The 19,483-nt window shown below is 28.8% G+C and carries 18 protein-coding genes; all 18 read left to right on the forward strand.

Going from position 1 to position 19,483, the window contains the following annotated elements; genetic code table 11:
- Positions 1-21 precede the first annotated feature (21 nt).
- The 18 genes from BN1711_RS04740 (at position 22) to BN1711_RS04825 (ending at position 19,482) form a co-directional block, all read left to right on the forward strand.
- Positions 22-2,571: a calcium-translocating P-type ATPase, PMCA-type gene (locus BN1711_RS04740; protein ID WP_050607035.1), complete on the forward strand. Its 2,550-nt coding sequence runs from the start codon at positions 22-24 to the stop codon at positions 2,569-2,571.
- 46 nt (positions 2,572-2,617) lie between these two features.
- Complete coding sequence (locus BN1711_RS04745; protein ID WP_050607036.1) at positions 2,618-3,817, forward strand: PQQ-dependent sugar dehydrogenase family protein; 1,200 nt, start codon at positions 2,618-2,620, stop codon at positions 3,815-3,817.
- 21 nt (positions 3,818-3,838) lie between these two features.
- Positions 3,839-4,555, forward strand: a complete 717-nt coding sequence (locus BN1711_RS04750) for a zinc dependent phospholipase C family protein (RefSeq protein ID WP_050607037.1) — start codon at positions 3,839-3,841, stop codon at positions 4,553-4,555.
- Between the two features lie 99 nt (positions 4,556-4,654).
- Entirely contained in the window at positions 4,655-5,194 is a 540-nt protein-coding gene (locus BN1711_RS04755; protein WP_050608437.1) for a hypothetical protein, read from the forward strand.
- Positions 5,169-6,845, forward strand: a complete 1,677-nt coding sequence (locus tag BN1711_RS04760; RefSeq protein WP_050607038.1) for a B12-binding domain-containing radical SAM protein — start codon at positions 5,169-5,171, stop codon at positions 6,843-6,845. Before BN1711_RS04755 ends, BN1711_RS04760 begins: the two co-directional genes overlap by 26 nt.
- A gap of 152 nt (positions 6,846-6,997) precedes the next feature.
- Positions 6,998-7,324 (forward strand): ATPase, encoded by a 327-nt coding sequence (locus BN1711_RS04765; protein WP_050607039.1) that lies wholly within the window; start codon positions 6,998-7,000, stop codon positions 7,322-7,324.
- Complete coding sequence (locus tag BN1711_RS04770) at positions 7,311-9,272, forward strand: V-type ATP synthase subunit I (protein ID WP_050607040.1); 1,962 nt, start codon at positions 7,311-7,313, stop codon at positions 9,270-9,272. Before BN1711_RS04765 ends, BN1711_RS04770 begins: the two co-directional genes overlap by 14 nt.
- A gap of 12 nt (positions 9,273-9,284) precedes the next feature.
- On the forward strand, positions 9,285-9,758 hold the full coding sequence (locus BN1711_RS04775) for a V-type ATP synthase subunit K (protein ID WP_050607041.1): 474 nt from the start codon (positions 9,285-9,287) through the stop codon (positions 9,756-9,758).
- A gap of 37 nt (positions 9,759-9,795) precedes the next feature.
- Positions 9,796-10,392: a V-type ATP synthase subunit E gene (locus BN1711_RS04780; RefSeq protein WP_050607042.1), complete on the forward strand. Its 597-nt coding sequence runs from the start codon at positions 9,796-9,798 to the stop codon at positions 10,390-10,392.
- A gap of 15 nt (positions 10,393-10,407) precedes the next feature.
- Positions 10,408-11,409 (forward strand): V-type ATP synthase subunit C, encoded by a 1,002-nt coding sequence (locus tag BN1711_RS04785; protein WP_050607043.1) that lies wholly within the window; start codon positions 10,408-10,410, stop codon positions 11,407-11,409.
- On the forward strand, positions 11,402-11,710 hold the full coding sequence (locus tag BN1711_RS04790; RefSeq protein WP_050608438.1) for a V-type ATP synthase subunit F: 309 nt from the start codon (positions 11,402-11,404) through the stop codon (positions 11,708-11,710). The genes BN1711_RS04785 and BN1711_RS04790 overlap by 8 nt, the downstream gene beginning before the upstream one ends.
- A gap of 19 nt (positions 11,711-11,729) precedes the next feature.
- Positions 11,730-13,502 (forward strand): V-type ATP synthase subunit A, encoded by a 1,773-nt coding sequence (locus BN1711_RS04795; RefSeq protein ID WP_050608439.1) that lies wholly within the window; start codon positions 11,730-11,732, stop codon positions 13,500-13,502.
- Entirely contained in the window at positions 13,495-14,883 is a 1,389-nt protein-coding gene (locus BN1711_RS04800; RefSeq protein ID WP_050607044.1) for a V-type ATP synthase subunit B, read from the forward strand. Before BN1711_RS04795 ends, BN1711_RS04800 begins: the two co-directional genes overlap by 8 nt.
- A gap of 27 nt (positions 14,884-14,910) precedes the next feature.
- Complete coding sequence (locus tag BN1711_RS04805) at positions 14,911-15,558, forward strand: V-type ATP synthase subunit D (RefSeq protein WP_050607045.1); 648 nt, start codon at positions 14,911-14,913, stop codon at positions 15,556-15,558.
- A 192-nt stretch (positions 15,559-15,750) separates the two neighbouring features.
- Positions 15,751-16,221, forward strand: a complete 471-nt coding sequence (gene def, locus BN1711_RS04810; RefSeq protein ID WP_050607046.1) for a peptide deformylase — start codon at positions 15,751-15,753, stop codon at positions 16,219-16,221.
- A gap of 47 nt (positions 16,222-16,268) precedes the next feature.
- Complete coding sequence (locus BN1711_RS04815) at positions 16,269-17,138, forward strand: nucleoside hydrolase (protein WP_050607047.1); 870 nt, start codon at positions 16,269-16,271, stop codon at positions 17,136-17,138.
- Between the two features lie 519 nt (positions 17,139-17,657).
- On the forward strand, positions 17,658-18,164 hold the full coding sequence (locus BN1711_RS04820; RefSeq protein ID WP_050607048.1) for a hypothetical protein: 507 nt from the start codon (positions 17,658-17,660) through the stop codon (positions 18,162-18,164).
- Positions 18,165-18,309: 145 nt separating this feature from the next.
- Positions 18,310-19,482, forward strand: a complete 1,173-nt coding sequence (locus tag BN1711_RS04825) for an FprA family A-type flavoprotein (protein ID WP_050607049.1) — start codon at positions 18,310-18,312, stop codon at positions 19,480-19,482.
- Position 19,483: the final 1 nt, after the last annotated feature.

A 19,483-nucleotide genomic window follows, 5' to 3' on the forward strand; every position in this document is an offset into this window, starting at 1 on the left:
TTTAAGTAAGGGGGAATTAAGGTGGTACATGAAGTTAAGGAGGAATTTACAAGTGGTTTGTCTAGTAGGGAAGCTAAAAAAAGGCTAAAGCAGTATGGACCTAATGTGCTTAAAAAGAAAAAGAAAATATCTCCTTTTAAAATATTTTTAGAACAATTTAATGATTTTATTACTTGGGTTTTAATAGGAGCTACCATAATATCAGGACTCATGGGGCAAAAAGCTGACGCTATAACTATACTTATAATAGTTGTTATGAATGCAATTTTGGGGTTTATACAAGAATTCAAAACGGAAAAGTCCTTGGAAGCGTTAAAGGAGTTGTCTTCACCTACAGCTAAAGTAGTAAGAGATGGTAGTGTAAAGGTAATTAATGCAGAAGAATTAGTTATGGGAGATTTACTCATACTAGAAAGTGGTGACAGGATACCCGCAGATTGCATATTAAAAGAAAACAGTAATATTATGGTAGACGAATCCTTGTTAACAGGTGAATCTATAGGCGTTGAAAAAAATACTAACTCTAAAAATAATATGCTTTATATGGGAACTATTATATTAAAGGGCAGAGGAAAAGCTAAAGTTATAGAAACTGGCATGAAAACAGAAATGGGTAAAATTGCAGAAATGCTTGAAGATATTGAGGAGGATAGATCTCCTTTAAAAGAAAAGTTAGATTCTTTAGGAAAGGTTTTAGTTGTATTGTGTCTTATAATATGTGCTGTAGTAACATTTACAGGTATATTGAGAGGGCAAAATAAATATGATATGTTCCTTTTAGGAGTAAGTTTAGCTGTAGCTGCAATACCAGAAGGATTACCTGCCATAGTAACTGTAGCTTTAGCATTAGGTGTATCTAGGATGCTTAAAAGAAATGCTTTAGTTAGAAAACTACCAGCAGTAGAAACATTGGGATGTACATCAATTATATGCTCAGATAAAACAGGAACCTTAACAGAAAATAATATGACTGTAAAAAAAGTATATTATGATGGAAAGTTTTACGATATAGGTAAAAATGTTTCTATTGATAATTTAATTTTAAAAAAGGCTTTTACATACTGTAATGACTTTAATTTAGATTTACAAGCTAAAAATTTTAATGACAGTATATTAGGAGATCCTACTGAAACAGCCCTGGTAAAGGCTTCTTTTAAAAATAAAACAGATGTTAAAAAGTTTTTAGATAAAGGTAATAGAGTTTATGATATTCCCTTTGATTCAGATAGAAAGATGATGTCTGTCATAGTTAGGGAAAATGGAAAAGAGACTTGTTATGTAAAAGGTGCACCAGAAAGAATTATAAGAAGATGCAACTATATAAATATAAGGGGGCGTGTACAGGAATTTACTCCTTATCACAAAGACTCTGTATTAAAGGCTATTGAAAAGATGTCTTATGAGGCTTTAAGATGTATAGCTGCAGCTTATAAAGAAAATAATATTTCAAAAAATTCATCTATGGAAAGGGATTTAATATTTTTAGGGGTGGCAGGTATTATAGATCCTCCAAGACGAGAAGTTAAAAATGCAGTTTTAGAATGTAAGATGGCAGGAATAAAACCTATAATGATAACGGGAGATCATCAAAATACAGCTTATGCTATAGGACATGAATTAGATATTTGCAAGTCACAAAAAGAGGTTTGTACAGGAGATTATATAGATAAACTTAACGATAAAGAACTTGGTAAATTTATAGAAAATACTACAGTTTTTGCAAGGGTTAGTCCTAATCATAAATTGAAGATAGTAAAAGCCTTTAAAAATAAAAATAAAGTAGTAGCTATGACTGGAGATGGTGTAAATGACGCACCAGCAGTAAAAGAGGCAGATATAGGAATATCTATGGGAATAACAGGAACTGATGTTACAAAAGAAGCTTCTTCTATGATATTGTTAGATGATAATTTTAAAACCATTGTAGCCTCTGTGGAGGAAGGTAGAGTTATATATGATAATATAAGAAAATTTATAAGATATCTTTTATCCTGTAATTTAGGGGAGGTTTTAACCATGTTTTTATCCTCTTTACTATATTTACCTACTCCACTTTTGCCTATACAAATTTTGTTTGTTAATTTAGCAACAGATGGATTACCTGCTATAGCTTTAGGTGTAGATCCTGCGGATAGAGATATAATGCAGCAAAGGCCTAGGCCTAAAAATGAAAGTATATTTGCAAGGGGCCTTAAAGAAAAGATAATTATAAGAGGTTCCCTAATAGGAATTTGTACAGTACTTTCTTTTATAGTAGGTAAACATTATGGAATGACTCTGGAAACTTGTAGAACTTTAGCTTTAAGTACACTTATAATGTCACAACTTATTCATGTTTTTGAATGTAGATCTGAAAAACATTCTATTTTTGAGATAAACTTATTCACTAATATGAAACTTGTAATGGCAGTGCTTATTTCTATAATAATGCTTATATCTATTATATATATGCCATTTATGCAAGGAGTGTTCCACACTGTAGCTTTAACCTTTGGACAATGGTTTATAGTTTTGTTTTTCTCTGGAACTATAGCTTTCATAAATAGCTTATATTTATATATTAAAAGATAAAATTTAATAGAATTTCTTTTGTTTAGTATTCCTTTTGGAGGGTATTATGAAAAATATAATAAAAAGTATACTTTCAATTGGTATAATTGTAGTGATAAGTTTTTTAGTAACCAAAAGTTATTATAAAAATACAGAAGTTAATATATTAAATGAAAATATTAATTGTAAACTTAAATATAAAGGGCTTAAAAATGCAAGAGATTTTACTGTGGATTCTAGAGGAAACTACTATATAGCATATAAAAATACCATACAGGTTATAGAAAATAGCGGAAAAAGTTACGATGTGTTAAAGAAAAAAGACCTAAACATAAGTAGTATTGAGTATTATAAAGATTACTTATATATTGCATCTTCAGATAAAATTTATTCTTATAATTTAAGGAACAAAAGAATAAAAGTTATAGTAGAAGATATTCCGAATTTAGGGGATTATCCTCATAGTTTAATTAAGATAAAAAATGATTATTTATTTGTAACTATAGGATCCGCTACTAACTCTTCTGTAGTAGGTTCAGACAATTTATGGCTCAAGAAAACGCCTTTTTTCTGCGATGTTTCTCCTAAAAGATTAGTTTTATCTGGTCTTAATTTTGGGGATAAAAAAACAGCTCCATTTAGTAGCTATGGTACAAGAAATATAAGAGGTCAAGTAGTACCAGAGCATTTCCCAGGAAACTCCTCCATAGTTATTTATAATTTAAAGACAGGTAATACTGAGACCTTTGCTTATGGAATAAGAAATTTTAAGGGTATAGATTTTAATAGTAAGGGAAAAGTAATAGTATCTATAGGCGGTATGGAAGATAGAGGGGATAGACCTGTAAAAGGTGATACAGATTATATATATGAAATAAGTAAAGATAGATGGTATGGCTTTCCAGACTATTCTGGAGGTGATCCCGTAACATCTCCAAGATTTAAAGGTAAAAACAATAAACCTTTAAGTTTTGTATTAGATAAACATCCATCTACTAATCCTCCAGCACCTTTATATCAGCATAAAAAAATTAATAATCTTGGAACTCTAGCTGTGGATAAAAAAGGTGCTATATTAAGTAAGGATACTATATTTTTCTATGACAAATGTAAAAATAGTCTATATTCTTTAGATTTGTCTGGTGTATTAAAAGAAGAAATTAATTTTAATAAGGGAAATATAAAAAATGTTAAAATTGTTGGAAAAAATTTAATAGTACTAGACAACAACCAAGGATATTTATATATTATAAATAGAAGAATTTAATTTTTAGAAAGAGGGTCTCAAATGGTAAAAGCATTTGAAAAAACTTATGGTGGAGCTTTAAAGGGTATATTTTTCGCAGTTAATCCTTTAAAGAAAAGGATACTTAAGACTAATTGTACTGTACACAAGTATATAAATATGAAGGCTTTAGATCTTTTGAAAATTCAGGGATATAATGAAGAATATGAATTTTTTAAAAAATATATAAAAGAATTAAACGAAGGAGTTACTTGGGCAGATCAAGATTTTAAGAGCTCTAATCACTTTTTTCATGTTACTAAAGGAAGAGGGCTTTACGGATTTTCTAATGCATTAATTGAATGTACTAAGTATTCTAATATAGCAGCTAAAAGTTTTTCGTTAAATAGGACAAAAAAAGGTGTGTTTTATCTTGGGGCAGCTTGTCATTTGATTCAAGATGTTACAGTCCCTCAACATGTTAATAATAAGCTTTTAAGAAGTCATAGGAAATTCGAACTTTGGATAATAAGCAAACTTTTGTCAGATTTTTCTTTTGAAGCAAAGGATGGAATAGTTAAGTACAAAACTATAGAAGAATTTATAAAAAATAATGCTACTATGGCCAATAATACTTATTTAAAAAATATGAATATAAAAAATAAAGAACAGAGATATTACTCTATTGCTTCTACTATTATAAAGGAAGCTGAAAGAACTACAGCAGGATTTTTAATATTATTTTATAATAGTATGAAAATAAAAAAAATTCTTCCTTAATAAGGAGGAATTTTTTTTGAATTGTAGAATTTTTTTAAGTAGGGAATTATAATTTATTGTTATACAGAGGTGATAGATATTAAAGAAATTTTTATAAATATGGAAAAGGAAATTTTTAGGGGAAATTTGTTAGATATAGGTAGGGATAACTACGGTATAATATATAATATATACAAAAAATATAATGATGATATAAATTTAGAATATGTAACAGGAGAACAAGAAAAAGAAAATATAAAAGAAAACTATTATGATAATTGTATTTTACTCTTTTCTTTTAGCAATATTTTTCTAAAAAAGAATAAGACAAAAATTTTAGAAGATATTTATAAGTTTTTAAAGAAAGATGGATGTATTTATATTTGGGATATAGATAAAGGTATTAATAAAACTTTTAATTCTAAAGTAAAAATAGTAATACCAGATGGAAAAATTAAAGAAATCTTTATAAAAGATTTAAATTTATTTAAGGATAGTTCTAGTGATACTTGTGTTAAATTATTAGAAACTTATTTTAAAATAGAAGAATTTAAGAAATCTGATGGTATATATTACATAAAAGCAAGAAAAATAAACAACAATAAAGATATGACAGTAAGAAAGGAAGAAAAACATGAAAATAATTTTAGCTGCAATTAATTCTAAGTTTATTCATAGTAATTTAGCTGTAAGGTATTTAAAATCTTATACAGAGGATTTAAATTGTGTATCTGTTATAAAGGAATTTACTATAAATGATAGGGTAGATAATATATTAGAACAAATTATAGAAGAAAAAGCTCAAATAGTAGCTTTTTCTTGTTATATATGGAATATAGAATATGTAGTGGCCTTATCTAACTTAATAAAGCTTGTAGATCCATCTATAGAAATATTATATGGTGGTCCAGAAGTTACCTATGATTCTATAGAATTTCTAAAAAGCAATAAAGGAGAATATGTTATAGAAGGTGAGGGGGAAGAGACCTATAGAGAATTTGTTCAATGTAAGTTAAATAATTTAGATTTAACAAATGTAAAAGGTTTATATATTAAGACTTCTGAAGGTATATTATATGGAGGAAAAAGAAATAATATGGATATGGAAAAAATAGTTTTTCCATATACTAAAGGTGAGAGTCTTAAGAATAAGATAGTGTATTATGAGGCTTCAAGAGGATGTCCTTTTAATTGTAAGTATTGTCTATCTTCTACTTTGCATGGTGTTAGATTTCAAAATATAGATAGAGTAAAAAAAGAACTACAATTTTTAGTAGATAAAGGTGTAAAACTTATTAAATTTGTTGATAGAACTTTTAATTGTAGTCATAACTTTGCTATGGAGATATGGAGTTTTATTATAAATCTTAATACAGATGCTACCTTTCACTTTGAAATATCAGCAGATCTTTTAAAAAAGGAAGAAATTGAACTTTTAAAAAGGTCTCCTAAAGGAAGAATTCAATTTGAAGTAGGGGTACAAACTACTAATGATGAAGTTTTACAAAATATTAACAGATTCGTAAATTTTGAAGATATAAAACAAAAGGTTTTAGAGCTTAAAAGTATAAAAAATATAAAACAGCATTTAGATTTAATAGCAGGACTTCCTGGTGAAGATTATAACTCCTTTAAAAATTCTTTCAATGATGTGTATAGTATAGAACCAGAAGAAATTCAACTAGGATTTCTAAAGCTTTTAAAAGGCTCATCTATGAGGTATGAAGCACCTAAGTGGGGAATGGTGTATTCACCTTATCCACCATATGAAATTTTAAAAACGAAAGATATAAGTTATGATAAACTCTTAATCTTAAAAAAAGTAGAAGCTATGGTGGATAAATATTATAATTCAGGAAAGTTTAATAATATATTAAAATATTTTATAGATAAATTTCCTACTCCTTATGATTTTTATTACAAATTGGCTATGTTTGTTGATAGTAAGGGATATTTTAAGAGAAGTATATCTTCTTCTGAATATTATAAAATATTTTTAGACTTTCAGGAGGAATTCCTAAATAAAAATAGTAAATTTTTAAAGGAAATAATTAAATTTGATTATTTAAAATTTAATAAGAGACAATGGCTACCACCTTTTTTAAAAAGAGATATGGATAAAAAGGCTAAAAGAAAGTTAAAAGAAAATTTATTAGATAATAATTTTAATATATCTAATAATAGTCATATAGAGAAATTTTATGTGGATATAGAAGGGTTTATTAAGAATGGAGAAGAAAAAGAAAAAATATGTTATGCGATATTTGATGAAAAAGAGAGGGAACATATAGTTTTCTTAGAAAATGAATAATAACTACTATTTTTAAATATAAATTGTTTATAATAGCCAAATAATAACCATTGATATTTTGGTATAAATAATATTATACTTAAATAACAGTAAATATTGTATTTAATACTATATTAAATAGTATTAGAGATAAATGAATAGGGGGTGATTTTTTGGCAATAGAAGCTATAGAAAGTATAAGAATAGCAGAAAATAGGGCTAGCACTATTTTAAAACAGGCTAAAGACAAAAGTAAGGATATAGTTAAGAATTCTAATGAAGAAGCTAGGAAAAAATATGAAAAAATAATTAAAGATGCAGAAAAAGAAGCTAAGGATATCATTGAGAAAAGTATAGAAACAGCTAAAAAAGATTCAATACCTATATTAGATAAAGGTATTGAATCTGTAAAAAACATTCGTAATGTTTCACAGGATAATTTAAACAAAGCAATAAATATAGTGATTGAGAGGATAGTGAAGGTTAATGGGAATAGCTAAAATGAAAAAATTTACTTTATTAACCCTTGAATCACATAAGGAATCTCTTCTTGAAAATATTCAAAGTTTTCAGGAGGTACAGTTTGTTAGCCTTCAAGAAAAAAAGTCTGAAAATTTGGAATTTATGGAAAAGGATACTCAGTCTAATTTGGTATCAGATTTAGAAGGTAAACAAGCTAAGCTTAAATTTGCTTTAGAAGTTTTAGACAATCATATGGAAAAGGAAAAAGGATTAAAGGCCCTTATGAAGGGTAAAAAATCTATGAGCTATAATGAGTTAAAAAGATTAAGTAGTGATATAGATTGGAGTAGCATATATACGTATTTAAAAGAAAAGGATATGAAATTAAATTCTTTAAAAAATGATGTATCTAAACCTAAAGCAGAAATAAAAGCTTTAGAATCTTGGGTGAATTTTGACGCTAAACTTAGTGAAATGAAATTTAATAGTTCTGTTGCTTATTTAGGAATAATACCTTTAAATTTAAAAGATGATTTTAGAGAGGATTTTGATTCAAATATAAAAGCTTCTTATGTAGAGACTATTGGTGAATCTAAAGATGGTGTTAATCTATTTATAGTATTTCATAAAGATTATTTTGATGAGGCTACAGAAATTCTTAAAAAGTATGGATTCTCTAAAGTGGAATTTTTATATAACAATTCTCCGAAAGAATCCATAGAAAGTTTAAATAAAAATATAATCAATATAAAAAATCAACAAGAAAAAACAATAGAAAAAATAAAAGAATATATAAATAGGGTTGAAGATTTACAGATAGTATATGAATATATTAGCTTACAATTAAATAAAGCTAAAGCATCAGAAAATTTTTTAAGAAGCAATAAAATATTAGCTATAGAAGGATGGGTACCAGAGTATTCTATGGAGGATCTTGAAAAAGTAATTAGATCTTCAGAAGGGAATTATTATTACTTAGAATTTAATGATCCTATAGATGATGAGGAGGAAGAAGTGCCTATACTTTTAAAAAATAATGCTTTAGTAACACCATTTGAATCTATTACTTCAATGTACAGTCTTCCTAAATATAAGGAAATAGATCCTACACCAGCATTAGTACCTTTTTACTTAATATTTTTTGGTATGATGTTATCTGATGTTGGATATGGATTAATGATGCTCGTAGCAACGGGTTTGGCTTTAATAATTATTCCTTTGGATGAGGATAAACGTCAATTTGTTAAACTTTTATTTTATTTGAGTTTTCCGACTATATTTTGGGGAGTTATGTATGGTAGTTTCTTTACAGGGGCTATAGATATATCTCCTATATGGATGAAACCAGAAAATAGTGTAACAACGATATTAATTACATCTATGATTTTTGGTATAATACATCTTTATGTAGGATTAGGGGTAAAAGCTTATATTCTTATAAAACATAAGAAGTATTTAGAAGCTTTTTATGATGTAGGATTGTGGTATATAACTTTAACTACAGCAATGATATTATTAACAGCATCCTTTGCTCATATAAGTGCTTTAGAACCATATATATCTGTAAGCAAGTATTTAATGATTGCAGGCATGATAGGACTTGTATTAACACAAGGCAGAGAGAATAAATCTATAGGTGCAAAACTTGCAGCAGGATTATATGGATTATATGGTATAACAGGTTATGTTGGTGATATAGTATCGTATTCTAGACTTATGGCTTTAGGTCTTGCTACAGGATTTATTGGAGGAGCCTTTAATAAAATGATAGGTCTTTTGGGTAGTGGAGCTAAGGTGTGGATTTTTGGAACCCTAATATTCGTTATAGGTCATGTATTTAACTTACTTATAAATGCATTAGGTGCATATGTTCATACTTGTAGATTACAATATGTAGAATATTTTGGTAAGTTTTATGAAGGAGGAGGGAAACCATTTACTCCTTTCAAACCAGAAAATAAATATATAAACATCATAAAGGATTAGGAGGAATATATTATGGAAAATACATTTACTAACTTTTTAATACAAAATGGGGGTACTGTATTTGCAGCTATTGGTGTAGCTTTAGCTGCTATAATGCCAGGAATTGGCTCAGCAAGAGGTGTTGGTTTAGTTGGTGAAACTGCTTCAGGTCTTATTACAGAACAACCAGAAAAATTTGCAAAGGCCCTTATTCTTGAATTATTACCAGGTACTCAAGGTTTATATGGATTTATCATAGCATTAATGGCTTCAGGAAAAATAACTTCAGGATTAGATTTAAAAACTGGTATGTATATTTTTGCAGCGTGTCTTCCAATAGCTTTTACAGGTTGGAAATCAGCTATAGCACAAGCTAAGGTAGCTGCATCATCTATTTCAATACTTGCTAAAAGACCGGAACACAATACTAAAGGTATTATATTAACAGTTATGGTTGAAACTTATGCATTATTAGGATTCGTTATGTCAATTCTTATGTTAATATAATATCCCTATAAGATTATTACTAAGGGAGTGGTATATTGTGTCTAATTTAGATAATTTGACTTCGAAAATAATAGATGATGCTAATAAGAGAGCAGAAACTATAATTAAAGAAGCAAAACAAGAACAAGATAAAATTATAGGAAAACAAATAGAAAAGGCAAATAATGAAAAAATAAATATAATAGAAAGGGCTAAGTTAACTGCTAGGAGTAAGGCTGATAGAGTTATTTCTAATGCTCATTTAACTGTCAGAAATAAAAACTTAGAGGCTAAGCAAGAAGTTATGGATAAAGTTTTTACAGAAGCGTTATTAAAACTTGAAAGCCTTACAAAGGAACAATATTTAGAGTTTGTAAAGAATTCTATAATGAATATGAAAATAGATGGAGATGAGGAAATAATAGTTCCATCAAATGAAGAAAGAATAAATGAAGATTTTATAAATTCTTTAAATAAAGAGTTAAAAAGTTTAGGGAGAAGGGGAGAGTTAAAGTTATCATCAGAAAAAAGAGATATAAAAACTGGTTTTATAATTTATAAAAATGGTATAGAAATAAACAATTCTTTTGAAGCTTTAGTATCTTCCTTAAGGGATGAACTAGAACAAGATATTATAGGAGCTTTATTTGGGTAAACAAGGAGGATAGGTATGGATAATTTAAATTATGCTCATGCTGTAGGAAGACTTAGAGTACTTGAAACAAGACTCCTTGATAAAACAAAAATAGATAGGATGATAGATAGTTCATCTTCAAAAGATGTATTAAAGGTATTAGAAGAGACTGAGTATTCTAATTTTATGGCACATGTTAATAGACCGGAAGATTATGAAATTATGTTAAAACAGGCTTTAAATAATTTATATAAACTTATGTATGAAATAACTCCAGAAAAATTAGTAGTAGATGTTATGAGCGTGAGATATGATTATCATAATATAAAGGTGCTTATGAAGGCCAAGATTTTGGAGAAAAATTTAGATAGTTTATTAATACCTTTAGGAACTGTAAGTATAGGTGAAATCAAGGAGTACTTGTCTTCAAAGAAGGGTAATTATATAAATCCTATAATGGAAGAAGGAATAACAAAGGCACTAGGAGGTTTTGAGAAAGATAAGGATCCTCAAAAAATTGATATAGTATTGGATGCTTATATGTATAAAGATATGCTTTCAAAATGTATGAAATTAGATTATCAATTCTTGAAAGATTATATAACTATACAAATAGATCTTACTAATATTAAAACCTTAATTCGTGCTAAAAAACAAGAAAAGCAAAGAAGTTTTCTATATGACATAATTATAGATGGAGGAAATATAGATAAAGAAAAATATGTTCAATTATTAAATGAGCCTTATGAAAATGTTTGGAAAAAGTTAACGGGAAATCCTTATGAAGAAATCTTAAAAGAAGGTATTGAGGATTATATAAATACGGGCAAACTAAGTTATTTAGAAAAACTTTCAGATAACTTCCTTATGGAATATGTTAAGAAATCTAAATATGTAGCCTTTGGATTAGAACCTATTATAGGGTTTATTCTTGCAAAAGAAACCGAGATAAAAATATTAAGAATAATAATGGTAGGAAAACTAAATAAAGTATCACCGGAAGTTATAAGAGAAAGGCTGCGTGATATATATGTATAAAATAGGAGTTGTAGGAGATAAGGATTCTATTTTGGCATTTAAAGCTTTAGGCATAGATGTATATCCAGTAGTTGGTCCAGAAGAGGGAAGAAAATCTATAGATAAAATGGCTGCTAATCATTATGCGGTAATATTTGTTACAGAACAAATAGCGAAGGATTTAGATGAAACTATTGAAAGATATAATAAGGAAATACTTCCTGCCGTTATACTTATTCCAAGTAATCAAGGCTCTCTAAATATAGGCTTAAAGAGGATAAATGATAACGTGGAAAAAGCAGTTGGTGTTAATATTTTATAAGGAAGGTAGGTAGGTGAACTTGAAGACAGGACGTGTATTAAAAATATCTGGACCTTTAGTTGTAGCTGAAGGAATGGATGAAGCTAATATATATGACGTTGTAAAAGTTGGTGAAAAACGATTAATAGGTGAAATAATAGAAATGAGGGAAGATAGAGCTTCAATTCAGGTTTATGAAGAGACATCAGGACTTGCTCCAGGAGATCCGGTAGTAACTACAGGAGAACCTTTAAGTGTTGAGCTAGGTCCAGGGTTAATTGAGGCTATGTTCGATGGAATACAAAGACCTTTAAATGCTATAAAAGCTAAAGCTGGAGCTTTTATTACAAAGGGTGTAGAAGTCTTTTCTTTAGATAGAGAGAAAATTTGGCATTTTACTCCAACAAAAAAGGTTGGGGATGAAGTAAAACCAGGAGATACTATAGGTATAGTACAAGAAACTTCCATAGTAGAACACAAGATCATGGTGCCTTATGGAATAAAAGGTATAATAACATCTATTACAGAAGGAGATTATACCATAGTAGATAAAATTGGTGAAATTAAAGATGGAAATAAAACTCATGATTTAATTATGATGCAAAAATGGCCAGTAAGAAAAGGAAGACCTTATAGTAGAAAACTTAATCCAATAGAGCCTATGATAACAGGTCAAAGAGTTATAGATACATTTTTCCCAGTAGCTAAAGGTGGTACAGCTTGTGTTCCAGGCCCTTTTGGAAGTGGAAAAACTGTTGTTCAACACCAGCTTGCAAAATGGGCAGATGCAGAAATTGTTGTTTATATAGGTTGCGGGGAACGTGGTAATGAGATGACAGATGTTTTAAATGAATTCCCAGAACTTAAAGATCCTAAAACAGGAGAACCTTTAATGAAAAGAACAGTACTTATTGCTAATACATCTAATATGCCTGTTGCGGCAAGAGAAGCATCTATATATACTGGAATAAGTATAGGTGAATACTTTAGAGATATGGGATATTCAGTAGCTTTAATGGCAGATTCCACTTCTCGTTGGGCAGAAGCACTTCGTGAAATGTCTGGAAGACTTGAGGAAATGCCGGGTGATGAAGGTTATCCAGCTTACTTAGGTTCTAGGGCTGCAGACTTTTATGAAAGGGCAGGTAAGGTTATTTGTCTAGGGGATGAAGAAAGACAAGGAGCTTTAACTGTTATAGGTGCAGTATCTCCTCCAGGTGGAGATTTGTCAGAACCTGTAACACAAGCTACTTTAAGAATAGTTAAGGTGTTTTGGGGATTAGATGCTCAGCTTGCGTATAGAAGACATTTCCCAGCCATCAATTGGTTAAATTCCTATTCACTATATTTAGATAAAATAGGCACTTGGATGGATGAAAATGTGTCTAGAGATTGGACTAAACTTAGAACAAGGGCTATGTCCATTCTTCAAGAAGAAGCTAACTTACAAGAAATAGTAAGACTTGTAGGTATAGATGCTTTATCTGAAAATGACAGGTTAAAACTAGAAGTTGCAAAGTCTATAAGAGAAGATTATCTTCAACAAAATGCCTTCCATGATGTGGATACTTATGCATCTTTAAATAAACAATACAAAATGTTAAAGCTAGTTTTATACTTTTATGATGAAGGTATAAGAGCATTGGATGCGGGTGTATATTTAAAAGATATATTAAATTTGGAAGTTAGAGATAAAATTGCAAGATCTAAATATATAAATGAAAAAGAAATAGAAAAAGTTGATAGTATATTTAAAGAATTAGAAGAAGATATAGATAAGTTAATCAGCAAGGGAGGTATAATAGATGCTTAAAGAATATAGAACTGTTAAAGAAGTAGTAGGCCCACTTATGCTGGTTGATCAAGTTGAAGACATTAGTTTCGATGAATTAGTTGAAATAGAACTTCATAATGGAGAAAAAAGACGTGGAAGAGTGCTTGAAATTAATAAAGATAAAGCTTTAGTTCAATTATTTGAAGGTTCTTCTGGTATAAACATTAAAGGAGCTAAGGTTAAATTTTTAGGAAAACCTCTAGAGTTAGGGGTATCTGAAGATATGTTAGGAAGGGTATTTGATGGCCTTGGAAATCCTAAAGATGGAGGCCCTAAGATTATACCAGATAGAAAATTAGATATAAATGGTGTTCCTATAAATCCTGTAGCTAGAAATTATCCAGAGGAATTTATACAAACAGGAATTTCGGCTATAGATGGACTTAATACATTAGTTAGAGGACAAAAGCTACCTGTGTTTTCAGGATCAGGTCTTCCACATGCAGAGCTTGCAGCGCAAATTGCAAGGCAGGCAAAGGTCTTAAATTCTGATTCTAAGTTTGCTGTTGTATTTGCAGCTATAGGAACTACTTTCGAAGAAGCCCAATATTTTATTGATGACTTTACAAAAACTGGTGCTATAGATAGAGCTGTTTTATTTATAAATTTAGCCAATGATCCTGCAATAGAGAGAATTGCAACACCTAGAATGGCTCTTACAGCTGCTGAATATTTAGCTTTTCAAAAGGGAATGCACGTACTTGTTATAATGACAGATATGACTAACTATGCAGAAGCGCTTCGTGAGGTATCAGCAGCAAGAAAAGAAGTTCCAGGAAGACGTGGATACCCAGGATATTTATATACAGATCTTTCAACTATATATGAAAGAGCTGGAAGAATATTAGGAAGAGAGGGTTCTATAACTCAAATTCCTATACTTACAATGCCAGAGGATGATAAAACTCATCCAATTCCAGACTTAACAGGATATATTACAGAAGGTCAGATAATATTAAGTAGAGAATTATATAAAAAGGGTATAATGCCCCCAATAGACGTACTACCTTCATTATCAAGACTTAAAGATAAGGGTATTGGTAAGGATAAAACAAGAGAAGACCATGCAGACACTATGAATCAGTTGTTTTCAGCTTATGCTCAAGGTAAGCAGGCGAAAGAATTAGCTGTAATTCTTGGAGAATCTGCATTATCCGATACTGATAAATTATACGCAAAATTTGCAGAAGCTTTTGAGAATAAATATATAGCTCAAGGTTTTACTACAAATAGAAGTATAGAGGAAACTTTAAACCTTGGATGGGAATTGTTAACTATATTACCTAAAACAGAGCTCAAGAGAATTAGAGATGAGTATTTAGAAAAGTATTTGACCAAATTTAAAGAAAGTGAACAATAAGGTATTAAAAAGGATGAGTGATTCTTTATGAGATTAAATGTAAATCCTACTAGAATGGAGCTCACTAAATTAAAAAAGAGGTTAACAACAGCCACCAGGGGTCATAAGCTTTTAAAAGATAAGCAAGATGAGCTCATGAGAAGATTCATAGAACTTATCAAAGAGAATAATGAACTTAGAAAAGAAGTAGAGAAGGAACTAGAAGGTTCTTTTAAAGACTTTCTTATGGCAAGTGCTGTTATGTCACCAGAGTTTTTAGAAGAAGCAGTAGCTTATCCAAAAGAAAGTATATCTGTAGATGTAAAAAAGAAGAATATAATGAGTGTTAATGTTCCTATATTTGATTTTAAAAGAGAACTAGGAGGGGATAAAGGTAGTATATTTCCTTATGGTTTTGCCAATACATCTGCAGAATTAGATGAAGCTATAGAAAAGTTATATGGTATACTTCCAAAACTTTTAGAACTTGCTAAGGTGGAGAAGTCCTGCCAACTTATGGCTGATGAAATTGAAAAGACAAGAAGGAGAGTTAATGCTCTTGAATATATGACTATACCTCAATTACAAGAAACTATAAAATATATTCAAATGAAGTTAGACGAAAATGAAAGAGGTACAGTAACAAGACTTATGAAAATAAAGAGCATTATGAAAGAAAAAGAAAACATGGACTAAATGAAGATAAGGAGTAGTAGTGTCTACTCCTTTCTTTATTTTGAAAAGTTATTTATAAATAAATAATAAGGCTTATACATATTAATTATAGTATAGTAGAATGAAATTGAAGTATGTTATTATATTATGTATAATTTAGTTATACTATAATAAAGGAGGGACATTTAAAGTCTTTAGGCTTTAATAAGAAATATGGCAGTTAGAAGAATATTACAAGTAGGAGAAAAAGATTTAAAAAAGGTTAGCAAAAGAGTAGTTTCAATAGACGAAAATATTAGAAATTTAATTCAAGATTTAAAAGATACTTTATATGCTGGTTCAGGTATAGGACTTGCAGCACCTCAAATTGGAGTGTTAAAAAGAATTTTTATAATAGATTTTAAAGAAAATGAAAAAAAGAATCCTATAATTCTTATAAATCCTAAAATAATAAAAAAGGTAGGTAGAGATAAAAGTGTAGAAGGTTGTTTAAGCTACCCCGGTTATGAGGGAATAGTAATAAGACCAAGGAGAATAATAATAAGAGGATTAAATGAAAATGGAGAGGAAGTTACATACGAAGCCTCGGGACTTTTAAAAAATGCCTTTTGTCATGAAAATGATCATTTGGATGGGGTAGTTTATATAGATAAGGCTAAGAAAATCTATAAGGTAGATGAATAATATAAATGAATGATATAGTATTTTAATTAAAAAGGGGGAATTTGTCTATGTATAAGGTTCTATATGATTGTGATAATACTATGGGAATGTTAAATAAAGATGTAGACGACGGTTTAACGCTTATGTATCTTTTAGGCAGTAAGGAAGTAGAACTTATGGGTGTTACTTCTACTCATGGTAATAGTTCAGTAGAAAAAACTCATAGCAATACTTTAAAAATGATGAGCTATTTAGGTTTTGAAAATAGGCCTATTTTTAAAGGAGGAGACCTTAAAGTAGGCAGAGTTAGTGAGGCATCAAAGTTTTTAGCACTTACTACCAGCAGGTATCCTAAAGAAGTAACAGTTATAGCTACAGGTTCACTTACTAATTTATATGGAGCATATTTATGCGACGAAAATTTTTATGATAATATAGGTAAAATCATCATTATGGGAGGTATAACAAAACCATTAATTATAAATGGAGTTAAAATAAATGAACTTAATCTCTCTTGTGATTTTGAAGCATCTTATAGTGTTTTGACTTCGAACGCAGATATAACTATATTTAATGGTCATACTTCTCTACAAGCTTTATTTACGGAAAAAGAAATTAATAAATTAAAAAATAATAATGAAAAGATATACAGATATATTAATGAAAAAATTAAACCTTGGTATGAATTAATGGAAAAGGATATAGGGATAAAAGGATTTTGCAATTGGGATGCAACTACAGCCTTATATTTAACTCATAAAGAACTTTTTGAAGATGATTATATAAATATATGTCCTAACATAGAAAATTTAAAAAATGGTATAATAGATTTATGTGATGATAATAAAGGATATAAAGTGAATATGCCGACAAAAATAAAAGATTTAAATAGATTTAATGATATACTTATTAGTACTTGGGGAAATCTTTTTAGCTAATAAAAAACTGTCTTATAAATATAAGGCAGTTTTTTATTATGCAATTTAAGGTTAAATAAGAATGCCTTTTGATCCATAGATAGGACCTATAAAAGGTATTCTTAATTTTTGATATATAAGTATATCTTCTTTTAGTTTTAAGGATTTACTTATATATGCTTTTACACCATTATATTCAAGGAGTATAAAGTTTTTTTCATTAGGAACTTTATTTGAAATCTCAATACTAAGATTTTGAACTTCTTTGCTCCCGCCAACTCACCCACCACAGGTTGTTGTTAAAATGCTAACTATAAAATTTGAATTTCTTTTTTTACATTCTTTTAATGCTTTTTCTTCAATTTTAAAAATTTGAAACACCTCCATATACCCATATGGGGTATAATTTATATTAATATATTTTATAGGTTATGTCAATAAATATTAATTATAAATATAAAAATAATTTCTGTATTTACAAATAAAAAAAAGTTATATATACTAGTGTATATACACTAGTATATATAAGGGGATGTTTATATGAATAATTTAAAAAAATTAACCTATACAGGATTGTTAATTGCATTATCTATTACAATACCTTTAGTTTTTGGATTTTTAAAAATACAAATAGGACCTTTTAGTGCTACTTTAGCTTCTCATGTACCGCTATTTGTATCTATGTTTTTAAGCCCAGTATGTGCAGCTATGGTAGGATTAGGATCTGCTCTAGGATTTTTAATATCAACTCCACTAGTGGTAGCTTCAAGGGCTTTCATGCACACTTTTGTAGGTTTTATAGGTGGGTATTTAATAAAAAAAGGAGTTAGCTTTAAAAAAGTTATAATTGTAACTGCACCAGTACATGGACTTTTAGAAGCTATAGCTGTGATACCTTTTGGATTTACAGTATATAAAATACTTATAGTAGTGGGATTAGGTTCTATACTTCATCATATAACTGATGGAGTTATTACCTTAGTATTAATAAAAGCCCTGTCTAAAAATTCAAATAAAAATTTTAATAAATTATTTTTTCCAAAATAATTATGAATTTTTAATTAAGGATATCAAAGTTGGTAATAATAATGATAAAAATCATTTAAGATGGAAATTAAGTATGATAGAATAATTTAATAGAGAGTTTTTATTTTATAAAAATAAAAATTAATAAAGAGTAGGAGGGTGTTTTATGGGAAGTGTTAAGTTAAAAAATAATGTATATTGGGTAGGAGTAAAAGATTCAGAGTTAGAAGTTTTTGATATAATAATGAGAACAAAAAAAGGTACTACGTATAATGCATACCTTATAGATGATGAGAAGATAGCACTTATAGATTGTGTTAAAGATGGATTTTTTGAAGAATATATATCAAATATACAGGAAATAATTGGTGATAGAAAAGTTGACTATATAATAGTACAGCATACAGAACTTGATCATAGTGGTTCCCTGAAAAAATTATTAGAAATTTATCCAGAGGCTACAGTTATAGGTTCAAAAGCAGCTATTATATATAGCAGAGAAATAGTTAACAAAGACTTTAAAAATAAAACAGTAACTACAAGTTTAAGTCTTGGAAAGACTCAGCTTAAATTTATATCTGCTCCTAATCTACATTGGCCAGATACTATGTTCACTTATGTAGAAACAGAAAAAATATTATTTACTTGTGATTTTTTAGGATGTCACTATTGTCCCAAAGAATGTATTACAGATAGTTGTGGTGATGATTATTTAGAAGAAATGAAGTATTATTTTGATGTAATTATGGGACCTTTTAAAAAGTTTGTAATTATGGGATTAGACAAAATAAAGGATTTAGATATTGATATGATAGGTACTAGTCATGGACCTATTCATGTGAATGATATAGATAAGTATTTAAATTTATATAGAAAGTGGTCTAGTGTAGAAAGTGCAAAACAGAAGAATGTTCAGATATTTTACGTGTCTGCTTATGGAAATACAGAAAAAATGGCCAAATATTTAGAAGCAAAAATAAACCAGCAAGGTATTAAGGCAGAAAGTCATGAGATTACTTCTATGAATATAGATAATATTTTAGATTTGGTAGAGAATTGTAGTGGATTAATTATGGGATCGCCAACCATAAATCAAGATGCAGTTAAACCAGTTTGGGATGTTATGTCACAGGTATGTGTTATTACAAATAGAGGAAAAGCAGGAGCAGCTTTTGGATCTTATGGTTGGAGTGGGGAAGGTGTACCACTTATGACAGAAAGATTAAAGGGATTAAAGTTTAAAGTTCTTGAAAAGGGATTAAGGTTTAAATTTGTACCTAATGAAGAGAATTTTAAAATTGCTGATAATTTTATAGATGAATTTATTAAAATTATTTAAA

Source organism: Clostridium niameyense (assembly GCF_001243045.1).
Lineage (GTDB): Bacteria > Bacillota > Clostridia > Clostridiales > Clostridiaceae > Clostridium_F > Clostridium_F niameyense.

Excerpts from the sequence above, each read along its gene's own strand:
- BN1711_RS04760 (WP_050607038.1), top strand. The coding sequence starts at position 5,169 with ATGAAAATAATTTTAGCTGCAATTAATTCTAAGTTTATTCATAGTAAT.
- BN1711_RS04820 (WP_050607048.1), top strand. The coding sequence starts at position 17,658 with ATGAATAATTTAAAAAAATTAACCTATACAGGATTGTTAATTGCATTA.
- BN1711_RS04805 (WP_050607045.1), top strand. The coding sequence starts at position 14,911 with ATGAGATTAAATGTAAATCCTACTAGAATGGAGCTCACTAAATTAAAA.
- def (WP_050607046.1), top strand. The coding sequence starts at position 15,751 with ATGGCAGTTAGAAGAATATTACAAGTAGGAGAAAAAGATTTAAAAAAG.
- BN1711_RS04825 (WP_050607049.1), top strand. The coding sequence starts at position 18,310 with ATGGGAAGTGTTAAGTTAAAAAATAATGTATATTGGGTAGGAGTAAAA.
- BN1711_RS04775 (WP_050607041.1), top strand. The coding sequence starts at position 9,285 with ATGGAAAATACATTTACTAACTTTTTAATACAAAATGGGGGTACTGTA.
- BN1711_RS04755 (WP_050608437.1), top strand. The coding sequence starts at position 4,655 with ATGGAAAAGGAAATTTTTAGGGGAAATTTGTTAGATATAGGTAGGGAT.
- BN1711_RS04770 (WP_050607040.1), top strand. The coding sequence starts at position 7,311 with ATGGGAATAGCTAAAATGAAAAAATTTACTTTATTAACCCTTGAATCA.
- BN1711_RS04790 (WP_050608438.1), top strand. The coding sequence starts at position 11,402 with ATGTATAAAATAGGAGTTGTAGGAGATAAGGATTCTATTTTGGCATTT.
- BN1711_RS04800 (WP_050607044.1), top strand. The coding sequence starts at position 13,495 with ATGCTTAAAGAATATAGAACTGTTAAAGAAGTAGTAGGCCCACTTATG.
- BN1711_RS04750 (WP_050607037.1), top strand. The coding sequence starts at position 3,839 with ATGGTAAAAGCATTTGAAAAAACTTATGGTGGAGCTTTAAAGGGTATA.
- BN1711_RS04785 (WP_050607043.1), top strand. The coding sequence starts at position 10,408 with ATGGATAATTTAAATTATGCTCATGCTGTAGGAAGACTTAGAGTACTT.
- BN1711_RS04745 (WP_050607036.1), top strand. The coding sequence starts at position 2,618 with ATGAAAAATATAATAAAAAGTATACTTTCAATTGGTATAATTGTAGTG.
- BN1711_RS04815 (WP_050607047.1), top strand. The coding sequence starts at position 16,269 with ATGTATAAGGTTCTATATGATTGTGATAATACTATGGGAATGTTAAAT.